This window comes from Actinocorallia longicatena (assembly GCF_039534125.1).
In the GTDB taxonomy this organism is placed as follows: domain Bacteria; phylum Actinomycetota; class Actinomycetes; order Streptosporangiales; family Streptosporangiaceae; genus Actinocorallia; species Actinocorallia longicatena.
The window spans coordinates 142,705-162,407 of record NZ_BAAAUV010000005.1 but is presented as its reverse complement, the minus strand read 5'-3'; the positions used below and the strand labels follow the sequence as shown (position 1 = coordinate 162,407).

The 19,703-nt window shown below is 67.6% G+C and carries 11 protein-coding genes; 6 read left to right on the top strand and 5 right to left on the bottom strand.

Annotated features, from left to right (window positions below; all coding sequences use genetic code 11):
- Positions 1 to 11: 11 nt before the first annotated feature.
- Together ABD785_RS11595 and ABD785_RS11590 are read right to left on the bottom strand one after the other, a co-directional pair.
- The gene (locus ABD785_RS11595; RefSeq protein ID WP_344826023.1) at positions 12 to 290 is read right to left on the bottom strand and encodes a hypothetical protein; all 279 of its coding nucleotides are present in this window, start codon (positions 288 to 290) and stop codon (positions 12 to 14) included.
- Positions 287 to 913 carry a hypothetical protein gene (locus ABD785_RS11590; RefSeq protein ID WP_344826020.1) on the bottom strand — a complete coding sequence of 209 codons (627 nt, stop codon included), beginning with the start codon at positions 911 to 913 and terminating at the stop codon, positions 287 to 289. Before ABD785_RS11590 ends, ABD785_RS11595 begins: the two co-directional genes overlap by 4 nt.
- A gap of 269 nt (positions 914 to 1,182) precedes the next feature.
- Between ABD785_RS11590 and ABD785_RS11585 the strand changes: the two genes are divergently transcribed.
- A complete protein-coding gene (locus ABD785_RS11585; protein ID WP_344826017.1) occupies positions 1,183 to 2,268 on the top strand; it encodes a hypothetical protein in 1,086 nt (361 codons plus the stop codon).
- A 61-nt stretch (positions 2,269 to 2,329) separates the two neighbouring features.
- Here ABD785_RS11585 and ABD785_RS11580 read toward each other — a convergent pair whose 3' ends face one another.
- Entirely contained in the window at positions 2,330 to 3,403 is a 1,074-nt protein-coding gene (locus ABD785_RS11580; RefSeq protein ID WP_344826014.1) for a beta propeller repeat protein, read from the bottom strand.
- Between the two features lie 153 nt (positions 3,404 to 3,556).
- Between ABD785_RS11580 and ABD785_RS11575 the strand changes: the two genes are divergently transcribed.
- The 5 genes from ABD785_RS11575 (at position 3,557) to ABD785_RS11555 (ending at position 7,891) form a co-directional block, all read left to right on the top strand.
- Positions 3,557 to 3,985, top strand: coding sequence for an Hsp20/alpha crystallin family protein (locus ABD785_RS11575; RefSeq protein WP_344826011.1), 429 nt, complete (start codon positions 3,557 to 3,559; stop codon positions 3,983 to 3,985).
- An 83-nt stretch (positions 3,986 to 4,068) separates the two neighbouring features.
- On the top strand, positions 4,069 to 4,455 hold the full coding sequence (locus ABD785_RS11570) for an STAS domain-containing protein (RefSeq protein WP_344826009.1): 387 nt from the start codon (positions 4,069 to 4,071) through the stop codon (positions 4,453 to 4,455).
- 36 nt (positions 4,456 to 4,491) lie between these two features.
- Positions 4,492 to 5,673, top strand: coding sequence for a PucR family transcriptional regulator (locus tag ABD785_RS11565; protein ID WP_344826006.1), 1,182 nt, complete (start codon positions 4,492 to 4,494; stop codon positions 5,671 to 5,673).
- Between the two features lie 110 nt (positions 5,674 to 5,783).
- Complete coding sequence (locus ABD785_RS11560) at positions 5,784 to 6,962, top strand: PucR family transcriptional regulator (protein WP_344826003.1); 1,179 nt, start codon at positions 5,784 to 5,786, stop codon at positions 6,960 to 6,962.
- A gap of 92 nt (positions 6,963 to 7,054) precedes the next feature.
- On the top strand, positions 7,055 to 7,891 hold the full coding sequence (locus ABD785_RS11555; protein WP_344826001.1) for a poly(ethylene terephthalate) hydrolase family protein: 837 nt from the start codon (positions 7,055 to 7,057) through the stop codon (positions 7,889 to 7,891).
- A gap of 549 nt (positions 7,892 to 8,440) precedes the next feature.
- Here ABD785_RS11555 and ABD785_RS11550 read toward each other — a convergent pair.
- Together ABD785_RS11550 and ABD785_RS11545 are read right to left on the bottom strand one after the other, a co-directional pair.
- Entirely contained in the window at positions 8,441 to 8,809 is a 369-nt protein-coding gene (locus tag ABD785_RS11550) for a hypothetical protein (protein ID WP_344825998.1), read from the bottom strand.
- Positions 8,806 to 19,308, bottom strand: a complete 10,503-nt coding sequence (locus ABD785_RS11545) for a LamG-like jellyroll fold domain-containing protein (RefSeq protein ID WP_344825995.1) — start codon at positions 19,306 to 19,308, stop codon at positions 8,806 to 8,808. The genes ABD785_RS11550 and ABD785_RS11545 overlap by 4 nt, the downstream gene beginning before the upstream one ends.
- Positions 19,309 to 19,703: the final 395 nt, after the last annotated feature.

The window sequence follows — 19,703 nt, the reverse complement described above, 5'->3', positions numbered from 1 at the left end:
CCCGGAGGGTGTCAGAGACGCCGGGCCTGCGCGATGAGCTTGTCCCAGCTCCCGGCGAACTTGCGCAGCACCGACAACGGCAGGTCCTTGAACGGGCATCCGGAGCGGTGGCTGACTCCGCTGTGTTCACGGACGTAGTCGGCCAGAACCTGTCCGCCCTGGTCGGCCGCGCTGTTCCACGCATCCCAGGTGTCGTCGCCGCTCGGCCTGCCGAGCGTCGCACCGCAGGCGCGGCAGCCGTTCTTGGGCGCAGGAGGGTGGCCCGGAAGCGTCATTCCATGGACGGTCATGATGTCTCCTCTTCTTCTTCGAGATTCGCGAGCTCGTCTCCGCGCTCCAGACTGGTCACGGTGTTCCACCGGTAGAGCCACAGAGTCCACACGACGTCGGCCACCGAGGCGGCCAGGACGAGGCACGCGGCCACCAGCCGCCAGCCCGGCTGCTTGTTCCCGTCCGCCGGGAGCAGGGCGGCGAAGATGCCGCTACCGAGGAAGACCGTCCCGACGTTGAAACACATGACAGATATGTCGTTGAATTTTTTCCACGTCGCGTAGTCGTCCCCCTGCCATTTACACAGGAGCTGGTAGCGCTTCTTCTGTCCGCTGAGGCCAGGCGGATACCAGTCGTCGATGTCGGCCCGGGAATAGAGGAACTGCCGGGCCAGGTATTGCAGCTGAATGCTCGCGACGAGCAGGAGCGAGGTGATCACGAGGAGCAGGAGCGTCGGCCCGGGCCAGCGGAAGGTCGCGTCGCTGGCCCCTGCCACCACACCCGCCAGCGACAGGGCCGCCGCGACCAGCAACGGCGCCGCGATCGTGTGGGCGTCCCTCGTCGAGAACACATATCCGAGGGTGGTCGGCTGCTGCAAAGGCGAGAATTCATCGAATTCATCCCCGCTGGACCCCTGAGGCATGACCCGATGATGCCAGCGCGGCCAGAGGTGCACCAGGACACCATTCCTTTCAATCATGATGAAAGGAGACAGCAGAGTTACCCGTGGGACCGGAGAAACCACAGAGGCATCGAAAGACGCACCGATCCCAGATCATGAGTCCTGCTCCGGACACCGGACGCCCCGAAGATCCAGGGGCCTGGGCCGGGTTGGTGGATCGGACGACGGGGGGTGGGAAGTTCGTCGGGTTCGCCCATGAAACGTGGGTGGGGGGAGCCCAGGGTGGGGGCATGAGAAGACGAGCGATACTCGTGGCGGCGGTGGTGGCCGCGGCCGTGGTCTCCGGACCCGCCGCCGGCGATCCTCCGGTGTGGCGGCAGATCAACCCGAACTTCACCTGGGGCCCTGAGCGGGCCGTCCATGACGTCGAGGCGACCGGGGCCGGAGAGGCCTGGCTCGCCGGTTACCAGGGGGCGCTGATCAACAGCACTCCCCAGACCGACACCGCTGGCAACCCGATCCCGAACAGCCAGATCTTCACCCTCAATCCCAAGCCCGTTCTCCAGCGCTGGACCGGCGGGACGGGCTGGGCCACCCAGCCGACCCCGGGCATGACGGGCGAAGGCGAGATCCTCTCCCTGGACTCCGGCGGCCCGTCCGACGTCTGGGCCTGCGGACGCACCTTCCAGTGGGGCTCCAGCAGTTCCTGGGCGGCCCACTTCGACGGCCAGTCCTGGACGAGCCGGTCCGTCGGCCTCAGCACGGGCTGCGAGGAGGTCCAGGTCCTCGGCTCCGACACCGTCTTCCGCCAGAACGTCCGGTTGATGAAGCTGGCGGCCGGTGCCCAGTGGGCGACGGCCCTGACGTCACCGCCCGGCTGGCCGGACACCCTCAGGGGCAGGATGAAGATCCGTTCCCTGACCGACATCTACGCCTACACGACCGGCTCCTCCGACCGGATCACCCACTGGGACGGTTCCACCTGGACCGAGATCGCACCTCCCCCGGTGGCGTCCAAGCTGGTCGTCTCCGACACCGACATCTGGGCCTTCCCCGGCTCCGGCCCCGTCCTCCGCCTCACGGGCGGCGTCTGGGAGGCGACCACCGCCTCCTCGGTCCAGACGATCCACTCCTACGAGCACGACGGCTCCGTCTACTACGTGACGTCCCTGTGCTACTGCCCGATGGAGGGCCCGCGGGGCCCCACCACCTACCCGCTCTACCGCTGGAACGGCTCCGCCTGGACCTTCGTGATCAATCTCGGGCAGAACCCCACCTTCAAGGAACGCGACTGGAACCTCCCCGGTGGCGGCTTCCTCAGTACGGACGTGACCGTCCTCGGCCTCACCGCGAAGACGGACGTACCGCTTCCCTGACGCCTCCGGTGGAAGGACGTCACCGGGGCGACGTCCTTCCCTCTCGCCGGTCCGCCCGTCGTCAGGGCGAGGTGAGGAACACGGGTGAGTCGATCCGGGTGGCGCCGGCCACCCAGATCCGCCCTCCGGGGGCGACGGAGAAGTCGCTCGTCCAGGTGGTGACCGGGGTGGGGAAGGTCTGCCACTGACCGTCGGCGTAGCGCAGCAGCGGTGCGAGCCCGTAGATGATCGCGTTGTTGACGGTGACGAGCGGGTTGCCGTCCCCGTCCAGGCGCACCTTCTTGCCGTTGGTGCTGAAGGGGCCGGCGGGGGCCGTGGTCCACGACGTGCCGTTCCAGTGGTGCAGGGTGGCGTTCCAGGTGAGCGTCCAGGCGGTGCCGCCCCCGGCGGGCGCGACGCTGGTGTCGCAGCCTTCGGACGGCAGCGGGGGCAGCGTGGTCCAGGTGGAGCCGTCCCACCGGAGCGTCACCGATTCCAGGGCACCGATGACGGCGTTCCAGCGGCAGGCTCCGGCCCACGCCTCGGTGGCGCTGACGGCCTGCAGATCCGACAGCCCGCCCAGGTTCAGCCGCTCGACGACAGGGTCGGCCGTCCAGGATCCGCCGGTGCGCCGGAACAGCGCCGGCCGGATCTCGTTCTCCCCGGCTTCGACTCCGACCCGGATCCACACCCCGGCCGGGCCGCCCCACAGGGCGACGTCATGGGCGGAGGCGATCTCCGCCGGCGGCGCGACGGGCCGGAACGCCGTCCCGTCGAACCGCGCCAGGTACAGGCGCGCCGTTCCCGCGGGATCCTGGAGTCCCCGCACCCAGACCTCGCCGCCGTGCGCGACGACCTGGGAGACGTAGCCGTTCCCCGACCAGCCTCCGAGCGGGTACTCCTTCCACTGCGATCCGACCCGGTGGCGGACCACCGGATTGCCCGCGCTGCCGCCGACCCGCCCCTGCCCCCCGGTCACCCAGGCCTCGGTGCCGGAGACCGCGGCGACGCTGGACACCTCCGCCCTGGGCCACAGGAACGGCAGCGGCACGTCCCTCAGCGGCGCTGGCGCCGCCGCGGCGTGCACGGCGGCAGGGGGGGCCGAACCGACGAGGACGACGGCCGCGACGACCGCCCGCACGCGAAGTGATCTCATACCGACATCATCCAGGCAAACCCATAAAGACACCAGTGTCTATAGGAATGGAGTCGTCGCCGGAGTTGAGCGGCGACTTGTCAAGTTAACGGCGTTGGGGTATATCAATATGTGTCAGTTCAGCGGCCATGACATCAAAGGAGGAACTCCGCGATGCTGATGCGTACCGACCCCTTCCGTGAGCTCGACCGGCTGTCCCAGCAGGTCTTCGGCACCACGAACCGGCCGACGGCGGTCCCGATGGACGCCTGGCGCCAGGGTGAGGAGTTCGTGGTCCAGTTCGACCTGCCGGGCATCGACCCCGAGGCCGTCGACCTGGACATCGAGCGGAACGTCCTGACCGTGCGCGCCGACAGGCGCCGCCAGAGCGGCGAGGGCGTGGAATGGATCGCCTCCGAGCGTCCTTCGGGCACCTTCACCCGCCAGCTCTTCCTGGGTGACACCCTCGACACCGAGCGGATCGACGCCTCGTACGCCGACGGCGTGCTGACCCTGCGCATCCCGATCTCCGAGCACGCCAAGTCCCGCAAGATCTCCATCAGCGGCGGCGGCCGGCCCGCGCACAAGGTCATCAGCTCCTGATCGGACCCGCGGAGGGGCCGCACCAGAACGCGGCCCCTCCGCGGGCGATCGTTCATCTCCACCGCGTCGAAAAGGTTTCAGGCATGTCGGAGCCACGCCTCACCGCTTCCCCGCTCGGCCCCTACACCGTGGTGCGCATCCACGGAGATCTGTCCTACTCCCACACCGCGAGCGACGACCTCTCCCCGGCGCTGGCGGAAGTACTCACCACCGCCGGGCCCACCGGAGTGATCCTCGACCTGTCCGGCCTGGAGTTCTGCGACTCCAGCGGGCTGAGACTCCTCATCTCGGCCTACCGGCGGACCGCCGCGAGCGGCGTGCCGTTCGTCATGTGCGGTGTCCAGCCCAAGGTCGCCCGCCTTCTGGAGACCACCGGCCTGGACCTGCAGTTCCCTCTCTCCAAGGACCTCCCCCAGGCCCGCCGCCACCTCGACGCCACCGCGACCCGACCCGGGGCGGACGGCGTGTAACCGGTTTGGCACCGCCCCGTGAATAAACTGCGCGCCATGAGCGAGCGGGCCGCGGGGATCGAGGTGTCCCCGCTGATCAGTGAGATCGCGGGCGGGTTGCTGGAGGCCGTCGAGGGGCTGGCCGACGACGTCTTCGCCACGATCGTCGTCGAGGACTCCTTCTATGCCGGGCTCGGCCCCGAGCGGCGCGCCGACGTCCGGGCGTTCAACGGGCAGATCCTGCGCGAACAGCTCACCTGCCTGGCCCGCGGGCTGCCCATCGGCACCGAGTCCAGCCGGGAGAACGCCCGCCGCCGCGCGGCGCAGGGCGTCCCGATCGGGACGCTGCTGCACGCCTACCGCATCGGCTACCGGCTGCTGTGCGAGGCGATGATCGCCCGCGCCCGGCTCCTGGACGGCATGACCTTCGACGCGATCGCCGCGCTGACCATGACGATCTGGGCCCTGTGCGACGCCAGTTCGCAGACCGTCAACGAGGTCTACCGCGACACCCTCATCGACCTGGCCCGCGACGACGAACGTCAGCGCCTCGCCCTGCTGGACGCGCTGTTCGAAGGCCGCACCGCCGACTGGAGCCTGCTGGGCGGGACCGCCGCCGCGATCGGCCTGCCCGACCACGGCCCCTACCTGTGCGCGGTCGCCGACCGTCGCGACTCCCCCGGCCTGGAACACGCCCTGCACCACCACGGCCTGCGGTCGGTGTGGCGGCCCCGCGCCGGCCACCTCGCCGGGATCATCGCCCTCACCGGCGGGCAGCCGCCCGCCCAGGTCACCGGGATCCTCGACCTCGCCTCCTCGGGCCGCACCGGGATCAGCCCGCACTACGAGGGCCTGCGCGAGACCGCCGAGGCCCTCCGGCTGGCCGAGCTGGCCAGGGCCGCGCTCCCGCCCGAAGCCCGCGGCGCCACCACCCTGGAGGTCGACCCGGCCGCCGCCCTCGTCGTGGCCAGCACCGATCTCGCGGCGCGCCTGTCCGGCACCGTCCTCGGCGCGCTCACCACCCATCCCGACCATGACGCGCTGCTGGAGGTCCTGACGGCCTGGCTCGAGACCGGCGGCAGCACCACCGAGGTCGCGGCACGCCTGTTCTGCCACCGCAACACCGTCCGCAACCGCCTCGACAGGATCGCCTCCCTCACCGGGCGGTCCCTCGACCACCCCCGCGACATCGCCGCCCTGTACGCGGCCGTCCGTTCGGTGCGCCTGCGCCTGTCGTGAGCGCCTCGGGCAGGCGCACAACGGCGGGCCGTCCTCCGGGGGCGGCCGACCATGGACTCGCCCGGCCGACGGGAGGACGATCGGTTCCCCGCCCCGCGAGAGGAGATCCGTTGGACGAGCCCCGTCTGCACTCCTGGCTGGCCGACCAGGCTCCCGGGCTGGCCCTGCGGGTCGTCGAGGAGTTCGCGCGCCAGGTGCCGTTCTACGCCCTCCAGCCGCGCGAGGTCCTCGACGGGCCCGTCCGGCTGGCCGTCGAGGCCAACATGCGCGGCATCCTGGCGACGCTGCGCCAGTGCCGCACCCCGACCATCGAGGAGCGCGCGGAGATCATCACCTGGTCGGCTCAGCGGGCCGAGCAGGGCGTCCCGCTGGAGGCCGCGCTGGCCGCCTACCATCTGGCGATCGAGGTGTGCTGGCGGGCCGCCGCCGACCACGCCGGCCCCGAGGACGCCGCCGACCTGCACGACCTCGGCCTCCACCTGCTGGGCTACCTGCGCTCGATCGTGCCCGCGGTGACCCTCGCGCACGTCCAGGAGCAGCAGCAGCTCTACGGCGAGCGCCGCGAGGCCCGGCAGGCCCTGGTCACGGCGCTGCTCGCCGGGGAGCCCGCCCGGCACCTGGCCGCCCGCGCCGGAACGGCCCTGGCCTCCTCCTACACGGTCGTCGCGCTCCGCCTGACCCCGCCTCGGGCCCGCCGGGAACGCGGGATCGAGGACACCCGGCGGGTCCTGCGCGACCTGGAGGCGACGCTCGCCGCGCACGCCGAGACCCATGTGCTGGCCGCCTTCGACGAGGACGGCGGCACCCTGCTGCTGCCCGGCCCCGCCGATCCCGACCTGGCCGCACTGGTCGCCCTGCTCGGCAAGGCCGCCGAACGTCAGGCCCGGGCGGCCGTCTCCCCCGCCGGGAACATCGCGGAGATCCCCGCGGCCGCCGCCGAGGCCCGCGAGGTGGCCGCCCTGGTGGTGCGGCTGCGCCGTCCGGCCGGGCTGTACCGGCTCGAGGACGTGCTGCTGGAGTACCAGCTCGCCCGTCCCGGCAGCGGCCTGACCAAGCTCGCCGCGCGCCTGGACCCCCTGGCGGGCCGTCCCGACCTGATGGAGACCGTCCGGATCGTCGCCCTGCACGGGCACAACCGCAGGCAGGCGGCGCTCGAACTGCACGTCCACCGCAACACCCTGGACTACCGCCTCCGCCGGATCGCCTCCCTCACCGGACTGGACCCCGCCGATCCCGACGGCTTCCGCCTCCTGACGGCCGCCCTCACCGCCCGCGACCTGCTCACCTGAGCCGGCCGCTGTGAAAACGCCCAAGCCGATCACCTGAGGATTGCCGCGATTGCGGACAGACACGGCCCGCGACCGCGTTCAGGATGACCGCCATGAGGAGCAGAATCGTCGCCCTGGCAGGGACCGCACTCGTCGCGGCCGCCCTGTTCCAGGCACCCCCCGCAGGCGCCGCCACCCCCGCCGCCCTCCCGTCCGCCGCCCGCACATGGTCCGACCCGGGCCCGTACGAGGTCCAGGTCGACATCGAGGCGATCACGACCTTCTACCGCCCGAAGAACCTCACCGGCCGCCACCCGGTGGTCATCTGGGGCAACGGAACGTTCGCCGTCCCCGGCGCCTACACCCTCCTGCTACGCCACTGGGCCAGCCACGGCTTCATCGTCGCCGCCTCCAACTCCACCCAGTCCAACCCCGGCCTGTCCATGCGCTACGGCATCGACGAACTGACCGCCCGCGACACCGACCCCGGCAGCCTCTACTACCAGCACGTCGACCTCGCCAACATCGCCTCCGCAGGCCACTCCCAGGGCGGCGCCGGCGCCATCAACGCCGCCATCGACCCCCGCGTCGACACGGTCGTAGCCATCCAGCCCGGCCCCCTCGCCGACCCCGACCAGATGGACGAGCCCACCTTCTACCTGGCCGGCCAGTACGACGTGATCGTCTTCCCCTTCCTCGTCCGCGCCTTCTACAACGACTCCGACCACGTCCCCGCCGTCTACGGCGAACTCCGCGGCGCCACCCACTTCACCACGGCCCTCGACGGCGGCGGCTTCCGCGGCCCCACCACCGCCTGGCTCCGCGCCTTCCTCATGAACGACCCCACCGCGAAGTCAGCGTTCACCGGCCCCTGCACCTACTGCTCCGACACCACCACCTGGTCCGACTGGCACCGCAACCCCAAGGCCCAATCCCTCCCCACCACCTGACGCCCTGTCCTTCCACCCGTCCCGCACCTTCGCGGGACGGGCCTTCCCTCGCCTTGGGCGCGGGGTTTTCACGAACAGCCAGCAAAGCACGATGCCTGCCCCTACGGATGGCGGGATCAGGCATCATTCGACTGGGACCGAATTCAGGAATTCCACGGCAACAACGAAGCCCCGACGGATGAGAAAATCTCCGGTTCTCACATTTCGAAAAAAATACCAGCGAAAGGGCCAGCCAGAATCTCGAGCTCCGCCTCCAGTAGAAATACTAGGAACTTGTACAGGCTCGCAGCGACCACAAATTCAATGCCCTCAGAATCCTCAGCAAAATCGATGAACAGGATCGCACCGCGCTTGACTGGATCGTAGCAGAATCGATCACGACCAGGGCATGTTAGAGGTTTTCCACAAACACTCTCCCACTCTGACGGCAACAGGAACGAACATCTACCCCTCACTGTGGCCGCCAGCGTGGCTTGAACCTCGTCGAATAATCGGTTCAGAGCCCCTCAGCGCAACTACCGGGCGAGACAAGCGGAACTTTCTCCTACCCTAATCCGTCTCCAAAGAAGGTCGCCGGAGTAGCCGGACTGCGTGATCTATCCTCAACCCGTCGGCTTCTTCGCCAAAACATCTTGCCAGCGCCTCAACGAGGACGTTCTTCAAATCTACATCACCGAGCTTTGAAACATCTCCATTCACGGGAGCGAGCAGGACAATCAGCTCTCGAATGACATCCGAATACTCGTCCGAATTGCCCGGATAGACCAATTCCATGGGGTCCGAATTATTTAGACCCTCGGCGAGAAGGGAGTAGGTTACCGGAAAGCGTCGCCTCAGGATACCTTGCACTACCACCTCCTCAGCGTCTCCGAGGTTCCAGAACGGCTCACTCAAGGTCTCTTCGTCTTGTGCCGTCATCGACGCTCCAGGATTGTCTTGAAGACTGCATTTCCGTTGGGCTTGATCTGATAGACGGCATATCCCTTTTCGCCAATCGGGACCAGTACCCGATCGGCGTGTGCCGTATCTGAAATCGTACCTTCGGGGAATCCGGACTTCTCGATCTGCTTGCCCAAATCACGAACCGCATCGCGCGCACCACGAATCGTCGTAAAGCCAGCCCGTTCGGCGCGGGTCAGGTCAACGTGTCCCATGTTACTGTTCACAACCTTCGACGGCAGGTCACCCACTCCGGGAACCCCGCAAGGCAGATCTTGGTTATGGACCAAGACCGGGGTGGACCCTGCGAGCACATAGAAGGTGTGCAGGCCAGCGACTGTAAGATTGTAGGTCGAGATGGTTGCCTGGTAAAGACGGACTTCGAGGACGGTAGCGTGGGTGCCGTCCGGCTGCTGGAGTAGATCGCCTTCTTTGAGATCCATCGCGTCGACGAAGGCGGCTTGGGTCGCGTCGTAGAACGGATGGTGGAAGGTAGTAGTGATGTGTCCTGTTTTCGGAGGCCCTCGCCCCTCGGCAAGGCTGCCGATCTTAAGATCCACAAAGTCGTGATCATCTTTGGTGATAATTACATTCTCAACTGTGTTAATTTCCGAAGCGCCCGATCCTGGGATCGTGTTTATAATATGGTCACCGACCTTGACTTGACTTATCTGCTTCCCGGATCCGTCAGCCAAAAGCACGAGAGTCGATCCGGAAAAACTGTTTGTTTTACAGATCTTTTGCTGCTCCTTTTTAAGGAGCTTTTTCTCGGCCTCGGTCGCCTCTTCTCCGCTTTTCCCGGCTCTCGCCTTGAATACCTTGAGGAACACCCTGAGGCGCTCCGCTTTAAGGATTAGCCGTGCTACTCCGAAGACCAACTTCTCCAGGATTCCCTGAGGAACAACGTCTAGCAGTGCGAGCGAGCAGTCAGTCAGGTTAGGCCCATTGAAGCATCCGACCACATTGACGATGTACATCTCATAGACGAACCCCTGGATTGCATCCATGACGATCTTCGAAAGTTCGATCAGGCCGTTTAGAACCTGGCCACATGTTGCCGGAGGACAGCGTTCGTCGACCCACTCTCTATACTTTTCAAGCGGGTCAAAAATGGCTTGCTTTACATTTGGCCCATCCCCCGGCGAACCCGGTCCCCTATTTGACTTTCCCTTGTTCGAGCTGCTCGATGCGGACTTTACTCTCGCAGAACGCCGCTTACCATCAGATACTGCTTTAGCAGCGGCCTTTTCAGCCTTCGCCCTCTCTCTCTTCTTTGCTGCTGCCGCCGCCTTCTTTGCTTTGGCCTGAAGGGCCATCATTTTGGCTTTTGCCTTGGCTTGCTCCTTCTTGCTGGACGTACTCGACTTCGCGGGGCCGCGGCCGCCGGCTTTGGTGTTGGTGTTGCCGAAGCCCTTGGCGATGCCGCCTTGGGCTGCGTGGCCGTCGGGGTCGAGGTTGGTGAGGGGGTTGTCATCGGCGTAGGCGAAGGCGTTGGCCTTGATGGAGGTGGGGACGGGGTCGAGGGCCAGGGTGTCCTTGTTCTGGAACTGGCCCAGGGCGGGGGTGTACCAGCGGGCGCCCATGTTGACCTTGCCGGTGGTGGTGTCGGTCCAGTCGGACTGGTAACCGAGTTTTCCGATGAGGCCGGTGCTGGATTTGATGTTGCCGAGGGGGTCGTAGGTGGCGGAGCCGGTGAGGGCGGTGGTGGCCTTGAAGTTGGCGATGACGTCCTGGTGCTGGTCGGTGTAGGCCAGGACGCCGGTGCTCGTCGAGCCTCCGGAACCGTTGGGGGTGCCGATGCCGGTGAGGGCGTCGGCGGGGTCCCAGGTGTAGGTGTTGGTGCCATCGGAGGCGAGGGTGTTCTCGGTGCCGCTGTAGACGAAGGTGTTGTTGCCGGCGCCGCCGGTGGCGGTGATGTTCCGGCCGAGGGCGTCGCTGAGGTAGGTCTGGGTGCCGCCTGTGTAGGTGGCTTCGGTGATCTGCTGCCCGTAGGCGTCGCTGGTGTAGGTGGCGGTGACGCTGTTCTTGGTGGCGGTCTTGAGGGTTCCTCGGGCCGTGTAGGTGTAGGTGCTGCCGGTGCCGTCGGAGGTGAGCTGGTTGCGGGCGTCGTAGGTGAAGACGTCGGCGCCGAGGCGGGTGCGGTTGCCGGAGTCGTCGTAGCCGTAGACGGTCGTGGTGGAGCCGGTGGTCCAGCCGATCATGCGGTCGGCGAAGTCGTAGGTGTAGGTGTTGGCGGAGGCTCCGGACACGCCGGTCGTGGTCTTGGACGTGATGTTGTCGTTGCCGTCGTAGCCGTAGCCGACCGAGGCGATCGTGGTGCCCGCGCTGGTCTTCAGGGTGTCGGTGGTGGGCCGGTGCAGGGAGTCGTAGCCGAAGGCACGGGAGTTGGAACCGGTTCCGTAGCCGATGGTCTTCAGCTGGGAGATCGCGTCGTAGCCGTAGGTGAGGGTGCTGCCCGAGGCCGGGTCCTGGATCGTCTTGAGCCGGTTGGCCGTGTCATAGGTGTAGGTCGTCGAACCGGCGGCATCCGTGCGGGTGGTCAGCAGGTCGTCGATGTTGTAGCCGAAGGAGCTGGAACCGGCCGAGCCGGTCGCGGTCAACAGGTTGCCGCGGTCGTTGTAGGTGAACGTCTCGTTCGTCGCGGCGACGCTGGTGCCGATCGCGGAGGTTCCGGCGGTGAGCATGCGGCCGTCGCCGTCGTAGGTGAAGGAGCGGTCGACGGTGGCGGCGTCGGCTCCGCTGCCGGTCTTGCCGGTGACGGCGCCGAGCTTGTCGTAGCCGGTGGTGACGACGACTCCGCCGGGGGCGGTGTTCTTCACTACCCGGCCGTTGGCGTCGTAGCCGATCGTCGAGGTGCGGTCGGCGGCACTGGAGTAGGTGGCGGTCGGTGGCTCGACGGCGGTCTCGGACTGGTTCCAGCTGTTGTAGCCGTAGGTCCAGGCGTTACCGCGGCCGTCGGTGAAGCGGGTGCGGTTGCCGTTCGCGTCGTAGCCGAAGGAAGTGGTGATGCCGTTGGCGGCGTCGACCGGCTGGGTCTCGGCGGTGACGCGGCCGAGGGCGTCGTTGGTGAAGAGGGAGGTGTGGCCGCGGGCGTCGGTCGCCGACAGCTGGGCGCCGGTTCCGTCGTAGGCCGAGGTCGTGGAGCGCAGCTCGGTGACGCCGTCGGTATCGGTGTCGGCGATCTTCACTGGCTGGTCTTTGAGGTTGTAGAGCGTGGTGGTGGCGGTGCCGTCGGCCTGGCGGACCTTGGACTTGCGGCCGCGCTGGTCGTAGCTGATCGTGGTGATCGCATTCGCCGGATCCGTGGTCGAGGTGACTTCACCGGCGTTGTTGTAGCCGTACTTGGTGATCACCCCGGCCTGAGTGGTCTCCGAGGCGAGGAACGCGCCGCCGGGAGTGCCCGCGTAGGCGTAGGTGGTGGTCGAGGCGACGGCGGTCGGGTAGCGCTCGAGGGTGGTGTCGGTGAGCTTGCGGCCGAGGTGGTCGTAGGTCGACTGGGTCTGCGCGCCGGACGGTGAGGTGGTGGACAGGACGTCGCCGTTGCGGGTGTAGGTGCTCTTGCTGAGGCCGTTCTTGGCGTCCTTGACCGAGGAGACGAAGTCCTGCTGGTCGTAGGCGAAGTGGGTGACGCCGTTCAGCGGGTCGGTGGCATCGGTGATCTGGCCGACCTTGTTGTACGCCCAGGTCTGCTGGGCGTTGATCACCGTGGACGTGCCGGGCGCGGTGTAGGCGGGCGAGGTCTGGGTGACCTTCTGACCCGCGGCGTCGTAGGCGGTCGTGGTGATGTTGCCGTTGGCGTCCTGGGTCTCGGTCTCCTCGCCGAAGGTGTCGAGGCCGAGGGTCGTGGTCGGGCGGACGGGGGTGGCCGCGCCGCCGCCGATCTCGGCGTTGACCGTCGGGGCGGTGGTGATGACCTGCCGGCCCGCCTCGTCATGGGTGTAGTCGGTGATGTTGCCGTTGGCGTCGGTCATGGCCGTGGGCAGGCCGCGCTTGTCGAGCGTCCACCTGGTCGTCGAGTGGTCGTAGGAGGCGGTGGTCCCGCCGTTGCGGCCGCCGTTGAAGACCGTTCCGACCTCGGTGGGGCTGAGGACGCGGTTGTAGGCCTGGACGTTGTCCATCGAGCCGTTCACGAAGTCGGCCTGGGCGCCGTTCCACTTGCCGCGGCCGATCACGAACGGTCCGGTGGCGTTCCACGGGGTCGTGTTGGTGAGGGTGCCCTGCTGCTGGCCGTTCACATAGATGGCCATCTGGCCGTTGGCGGCGTTGAAGGTGCCGGCCAGATGGGTCCAGGTCCCTGCCGCGGGGGTGGCGGTGGCGTTCAGGGTGAAGTTGTTCGCCGGGTTGGCGGTATCGGTGCCCATCCGGACGAACGTCCACTTGTTGCTGTAGCCCGCGTACTGGAGCATGAAGCCGCTCTGCTGCACACCGTCCTGGCTGACCAGCGTCTGGCTGTTGCCGTTCAGGGCGGTCGGCTTGATCCAGGCGGACACGGTGAAGCTCTGCGAGGTGTCGACCACCGGTCCGTTGGCAGCGATCTGGGTGCCGGCCGTCCCGTTCATCGCGGCCGCGGAGTCCGCCCAGGTGACGCCGTCCGAGGCGGTGGCGGTCACGCCTGAGCCGGAGGAGTCGCTGACCTGACGGCCGGAGGTCTGGTTGAGCTTCCACCAGGCGACCGGGTGGCCGGAGGAGTCGCCGGCGAGGGACTCGCTGGTCTTCCGGCCCATCGGGTCGTAGGTGTACGACGTCGTGATGGGGGTGTTCCCGTTGTCCTTCTCGGTCGTCGTGGCGACCTGGTCGTCGGGAGTGTAGGAGACCGTGGTGGTGCGGGCGACGCCCGTCGGATCCAGGGTGGAGGAGTACATGCGCCCCGCGGTGTCGAACGCCTGGGTCGTGGTGGTCGCCCCGTTGTTGGTCACCTGCTTGGTCGCGTTGCCCGCCCCGTCGTAGAACGTCTCGCTCTCGACGAAGGCGCCCTGGTTGCCGGGGTCGGTCTTGGTGACCGTCCGCGTCAGCCCGTTGTTGTAATAGGTGTAGGTCGTGAAGTTGCCGACCGCGTCCTTGACCGTCGCCGGCGAGCCGTCGTTGAAGTAGGAGCGGGTCTCCAGCGGGAGGTCCTGCGCCGGGGACGGGTTGTTCGGGTCGCCGGTGTAGTTCTTGAGCAGCTTCCGGGTCACCTGGCCGTTGGCGTTGTACTCGGTGGTGGTGACCCTGCCCTCGGCGTCGGTCTCGCTGGTCTTGTTCCCGAACAGGTCGTAGCCGCTGGAGGTGACGAACCCGAGCTCGTCGGTCTCGGTCTCCACCTGGTTGTGGCTGTTGTAGGTGGCCGAGCTGGTCCGGGAGGCGTCGCCGCCGGTGGTGTCGGCGATCGTCTGGGACGTGGCGTTGCCGTCGGCGTCGAAGACCGTGGTGGTCTTCGCGGTGTGCACGGCGCCTGTCACCCGGTTCGTCACCGGTGGGCTGGTCTTCTCGTTCAGGTTGCCCGCGGCGTCGTAGGCCACCGTCGTCGTGAGGCCCGCCGGATAGGTGTCGGAGACCTCGGTCATGGTCAGCTGGCGGCCGACTCCGTCGTAGGTGAACCTGGTGACCAGGCCCGCTGCGTCCGTCGTCGAGGCGACGTCGCCGTTCTTGAAGTAGCTCGTCAGCGTGGTTCCTCCGCCGGGCGAGACGACCTTGTAGGGCAGGCCGGCCGGAGCGAACCCGGTGTCGGCCGCGGCGATCGTCGTCCCGTCGGTGTAGGAGGTCTTCGTGACGCGGCCGCCGGGGAAGCCGGGGACGGGCGGGCTCGTGACGGTCGTCCTGTTACCGGCGGAGTCGTAGTCGTAGACCGTGAGGAACGTGTCGTCGGCCGGCCCGGAGGAGCGGCCGTCGCGCTCGGTCTTGGGCAGGTCGTTGAGCGGGCTCGGCGTCAAGGTCGTGGTGGTGGAGTCCGGCAGGAAGGTGAAGTAGCCGGTCGAGCAGAGGTTCTGGGCGTGGTTCTGGCAGGTCGTCTTCGACACGACGTTGCCGCGGACGTCGTGGCCGGTGGTGGTGACGTTGCCGTTGGGGTCGGTGACGGTGCGCTCGAACCCGTTGCTGTCGTAGCCGAAGCGGGTGGTGTGCTGGAGCGCGTCGGTCGCCGAGATCTGCCGGCCGCCGTTGCTCAGGTCGTACTCGTTCACCAGGACGTTCTGAGCAGGGTCTTTGAAGGTCACCCGCTGGACGGGGGCGGGGCCGTTGGACTGCCGGGCCGCGGCGTAGTGCTGGCCGACGTCCTGGACGGAGAGCTGATTGCGGTAGAAGGCCACGTCGGAGATCGATCCGGGGAACCAGCCGAGGACGTTCGTCGGGTGGTTGGGCCAGTTGCCGCCGGACATGCCCGCGCCGATGTAGGTGTGGTTGGACGCGGCGTAGATCGGGGGAACGCTGGTCGTTCCCACCCGGTCGCCGTCCAGGTACATGGCCTGGCCGGTCGTTCCGGCGGCCAGGACGGCGTGGTGCCACTGCCCGTCGTTGACGAGGTCGGTCGAGATCATGCCGTTGTTGACGCCGTTGGCGTCCCACAGCTTTCCGTGCAGTTTCCCGTCGGTGCCCACGTACAGGGCGGGGACGAAGCTCCCCGAGACCTGGGTGGCTCCGGGCAGCGGGTCGGATTCCTGGTCGTAGAGGACGCCGCCCGCGGTGCTGCCCTTCTGCATCTTGAACCACATCTCGACCGAGCCCGGCTGGGTCTGGAGCTGGTCGATGGCCGGCAGTTCCATGAAGGAGGAGGTGCCGTTGAACGTGGCGGCCTTACTGTCGGTGAACGGGCCGGTGTCGCCGAGGGTGACGTTCGAATAGGTCGCGGTACCGGCGTTGATCTCGTTGCGCGCGGTGGGCGACCCGGCGAGGTCGCTCATCCGGAAGTAGTCGGCGGGAGCTCCGCCGAGGACCGCGGCCCGGTAGACGTTGCTGGAGCCCGTCACGGTGGGGGCGTCGAAGGTCCAGGCGCCGCCGTTCTCGTCGGTCACCTTGGTGACGGTCCCGGTGAGGTTGTCGTACTCGACGCTCGCGTGGTTCTTGCCGCTCGGCAGCGTGATCGTCTTCAGATAGCTGGCGGACTGGTTGGCCATCGCGAAGAGGTTGCCGACGTTCGGCACGGTGAGGGCCCGGTCGAACACCGCGACGTCGGCGATGAGGCCGTTGAAGAAGGTGGCGTAGCCGGTCTTGTCGGTCGTGCTGTAGTGCGGCTGGTTCGGCCAGGTGGAACCGAGGTAGCCCGCTCCGATCACGTTCGTCCACTGGCCGGGCTGCTGGACCAGGCCGTCCTTGTTTCCGATCTCGACGTTGTCGAGGTAGAGCCGCTGCTTCAGGCCGGTCGAGGTCAGCACGACGTTGTGCCACTTGTTGTCGGTGACCGCCGCGCCGCTGACCATCGGCGAGTTGTCGGTGTTGTTCCAGAACTCTCCCTGAAGCTTGCCGTTGCTGCCGATGTAGAGGGCGGGGGTGTAGTCGCTCGGTGAGGTGGCCTGTGTGCCGGGGTCGTCGTGGGCGTAGGAGAACAGCACGCCGTTGGGGGTGCCGGTCTTGAACCAGAGGGAGATCGTCTGCGGCGCCGCGGTTCCGATCTTGTAGGTGGGGCGGAGCCAGACCGAGGAGTTCGTGCCGTTGAAGGACGCCGAGGTGGCCGAGCTGCCGATCAGCGGGTCGGGCTGGCCCAGCGTGATGTTGCGGTAGGTGGCGTCATCAGCGTGGGCGTTGGCCAGGGCCGCGCTGACGGCCGTGGTCCCGGAGGTCTCCGACATCGGCCAGAACGATGACGGATCCAGGTCCAGGACCTGGTTGTGGTAAGGCGAGCCGCCCTTGTAGGCGTAGGCGTAGCACTTGCCGTCGTGGCAGACCGTCGACAGCTGGTCGCCGGTGTAGGTGTAGTTCCAGGTCAACGCCGAGGTCGGCGAGCCGGCCGTGACCGGATCGGTGGACACCTTGGTGACGTGCGCGCTGTTCGGCGCGGTGGGGGTCGACCAGTCGAAGAAGAGGGTGCGGCCGGAGACCGCGGACTTCATCGTGGCGACGCGTCCGCCGGTGTAGGTGAGGTTCAGTGCCCGCCCGTTGGCGTCGGTGATCGAGGTGATGCCCCAGGTGTTGGCGCCGCCGGCCTGCTTGAAGGTGTAGACCGTCTCGTTCTTGTCGGTCAGCGTGTAACCGTCGGTGACCATCCGGAGGGAGGCGAACCGGCCGGGCGGCGGGGTGAACGTCTTGTCGGTGCCGGTCCCTCCGGCGTTGTTCTTCCCGTATCCGACGACCGAGCCGTCCGGATAGGTGACGTTCACGCTGACGACGTTCCCGGCACCGTCGAGTTGCTCGACGGCCTTGGAGTCCAGGACGGTCGACCAGGACGCGCCGAACGCTCCGTTGCGGCGCGGGTCACGCGAGTTGTAGGCGCGTGCGATCGCCAGGTCGGGACCGATGGTGTCGACGGCGGCGTCGGTCGCCTCGTGGGTGTAGTTGCCGATCGCCGGATTGAACCCGTGTCCCGCGTTCTGCGCGAGCGACGACGTGATCGCCGGTTGCGGCACGGGGGTGGAGAAGGTGAGCAGCGAGGGGTTGGGTGAGTAGTTCGTGCCGTCGTAGGTCTGGACGGTCCAGTAGTAACTCCTGTTCCAGATCAGCTTGCCCGCAGGGACGCTCCAGTTCGGGGCCGTCACCAGGCCGGAGTCGGCGATCTGCGCGCCCGTCGAGTCGATGACCTGGAAGCGGTACTTCTGGTTGGCGACGGTGACCGCGGTGTCGTAGCGGCCGGTCGCGCTGAACTGCGGAGTGAGGGTGGCGGCCTCGTAGCCGTCGCCCGGGGTCTGCTGCTCGACCCGAGGGAGGATCTTCCCGGTGTAGTTGACGATCAGCTGCGGCGGGGTCGACCAGTTGTTGTAGGAGTTGAACAGCTTGTAGTGGACGGTGTCGCTGTTCGTGGCCTGCAGGGTCAGCCCGTAGTCCGGGCTGGTCCCCTGCGACCAGGCGTTGACGGCCGCGACGCCGTTCGCGTTCAGGGGGACGTTCAGCTCGTCGACGCTGTTGTGGTTCAGGGTCGGACCGGTGTTGGCGCACGCGTTGGGGACGCTCGGGGTCAGCGTGCCGATGATCGTGGGGTCGTTGGTCGGCCCGGTCGCGGGGGTGAGGACCTCCCACGGCTTCCACGGCGACGAAGTGCGGTAGACGTCGAACTTCTGCGGGGTGCAGGTGGCCGCGTAGACGGCATAGATCTTCAAGCTGGCGGAGGTGACCGTCGCGTGCGAGTTGTCCAGCGCGTCGGCGTTGGAGAAGGTCAGGAACGAACGGGTGCTGTGCGGGCCCGAATCGTAGGAGCCGACGGGGAGGATGCGCTCGGTGGAGCGGTCGGCGGCCGGGTAGTCGCCGCCGCTGATCGTGTAGGTCGACACCGAGTACAGGGTCGTCGCCGGGTCCACGATCACCGGGAACACACGGTCGGCGGAGTGCAGCCACTCCTTGTCCAGGGTCATGACCAGGGCCTGCTGGTCCCCTTGCTTCGTGAGCTGGTAGGCGACCTGGTGGGTGGTCGCGGGCAGCCGGGACTTCGGGTCGAGCTTGGAGTCGACGGCGTAGGCGGCGGGAATCCGGGTGACCGTCCTACCCGCCCGGTCCTGGAGCGCGATCCCGCCCGACGGCTCCTGCACCAGCGTCAGGCCGTCGGCCTTCAGCGGGAAGATCCATGAACTGGCGGCGTCCGCCGACTTCAGGACCAGCGACTCCTTCATGCCGACCGGGGTCGGCTCCAGCTGCACGTCGGTGTGCGGGAGCGCCTCCGGATAGGTGGCGACGCTGCCCGACACCGTCGGTGCCACCGGAGCGGCGCCCTGGAGGCTGTAGCTGATCTGGTGGCCGTCGACCCCGAGGCGGACGAGCTCGGGGTCGGCCGCTGATGCGGCGAAGTCCACGTCGAACTCGTTCGCGGTCTCGGTCAGCCTGCCGTCCGCGCTGTTCCTCAGCTCCGTGTCGATCGGCCGCCAGGACCCTGAACCGTCCTGGTAGTTCACCGGGACGGGGCTGACGACGCGGGAGAAAGAGCCGTCCGCGTTCTGGAAGTAGTCCGAGGTGGCCGTCGACTTCGACGCCACGCGCTTGCTGGTCCGCTTCTCGAAGCCGACGTTCGCGCCGCTCGGACCTTTGGCGATCTTCGCGACGAGCCGCTGGTACTCCGGGGACTCACCCTTGCCCGGCTTCGGCTTGTGGCCCGTTCCACCCTTCACCGGCGGCGGTGCGCCCTGCTCGGGCGGCAGGCCGTCGGCCGTGCCGGACTTCTGCTTCGGCAGGCTCCCCCAGTCGGGCTTCGGCGCCGTGTCGAACAGCCCGAGCACGTTCGCCGCCTCGGGCAGCCGCAGGGCCGGGGTCACCGCCAGCGCGCCGACGGCGAGCGCGGCATCCGCGGTCACCGTCATCACCAGCGCGGTGATCGTCAGCAGCGCGATCTTTCGCAGTCCCCGCCGCGACGACCGCAGCAGCGACAACGGCCTTCGGGCATGGCCGCCGTGACCGGATCTTCGCCACCGTCCGAGGTCTCGACGTCGGTGTATCGCGCTCGCGACCGACGACCCGGCGCCCCCCCGCGACCACTGCCGCGACCGAGATCTCGCACGCCAAAGCAAAGGACAGGCCAGCCACAAACGTCTCCAACGTCCAGGCCGCACCCGTCGGTGCGAGCACCTCGATCTCCCGGCTGACGCCAGGCAAGATCATTGGTACATCTCAGAAAATCGCGTTGTAATACACACAAAGTTAGCTGTTAGACACAGAAAACCCTCGGATGGGCGCGTCTCGCCGGGCAGGCGAGAGGACGTCCTGGCTGCTCGCAATGCTTTATGTCCGCTTTATCTACCGGCCCGGCGAGCCATGACGAGGCCTG

Excerpts from the sequence above, each read along its gene's own strand:
- ABD785_RS11595 (WP_344826023.1), bottom strand. The coding sequence starts at position 290 with ATGACCGTCCATGGAATGACGCTTCCGGGCCACCCTCCTGCGCCCAAG.
- ABD785_RS11590 (WP_344826020.1), bottom strand. The coding sequence starts at position 913 with ATGCCTCAGGGGTCCAGCGGGGATGAATTCGATGAATTCTCGCCTTTG.
- ABD785_RS11585 (WP_344826017.1), top strand. The coding sequence starts at position 1,183 with ATGAGAAGACGAGCGATACTCGTGGCGGCGGTGGTGGCCGCGGCCGTG.
- ABD785_RS11580 (WP_344826014.1), bottom strand. The coding sequence starts at position 3,403 with ATGAGATCACTTCGCGTGCGGGCGGTCGTCGCGGCCGTCGTCCTCGTC.
- ABD785_RS11575 (WP_344826011.1), top strand. The coding sequence starts at position 3,557 with ATGCTGATGCGTACCGACCCCTTCCGTGAGCTCGACCGGCTGTCCCAG.
- ABD785_RS11570 (WP_344826009.1), top strand. The coding sequence starts at position 4,069 with ATGTCGGAGCCACGCCTCACCGCTTCCCCGCTCGGCCCCTACACCGTG.
- ABD785_RS11565 (WP_344826006.1), top strand. The coding sequence starts at position 4,492 with ATGAGCGAGCGGGCCGCGGGGATCGAGGTGTCCCCGCTGATCAGTGAG.
- ABD785_RS11555 (WP_344826001.1), top strand. The coding sequence starts at position 7,055 with ATGAGGAGCAGAATCGTCGCCCTGGCAGGGACCGCACTCGTCGCGGCC.
- ABD785_RS11550 (WP_344825998.1), bottom strand. The coding sequence starts at position 8,809 with ATGACGGCACAAGACGAAGAGACCTTGAGTGAGCCGTTCTGGAACCTC.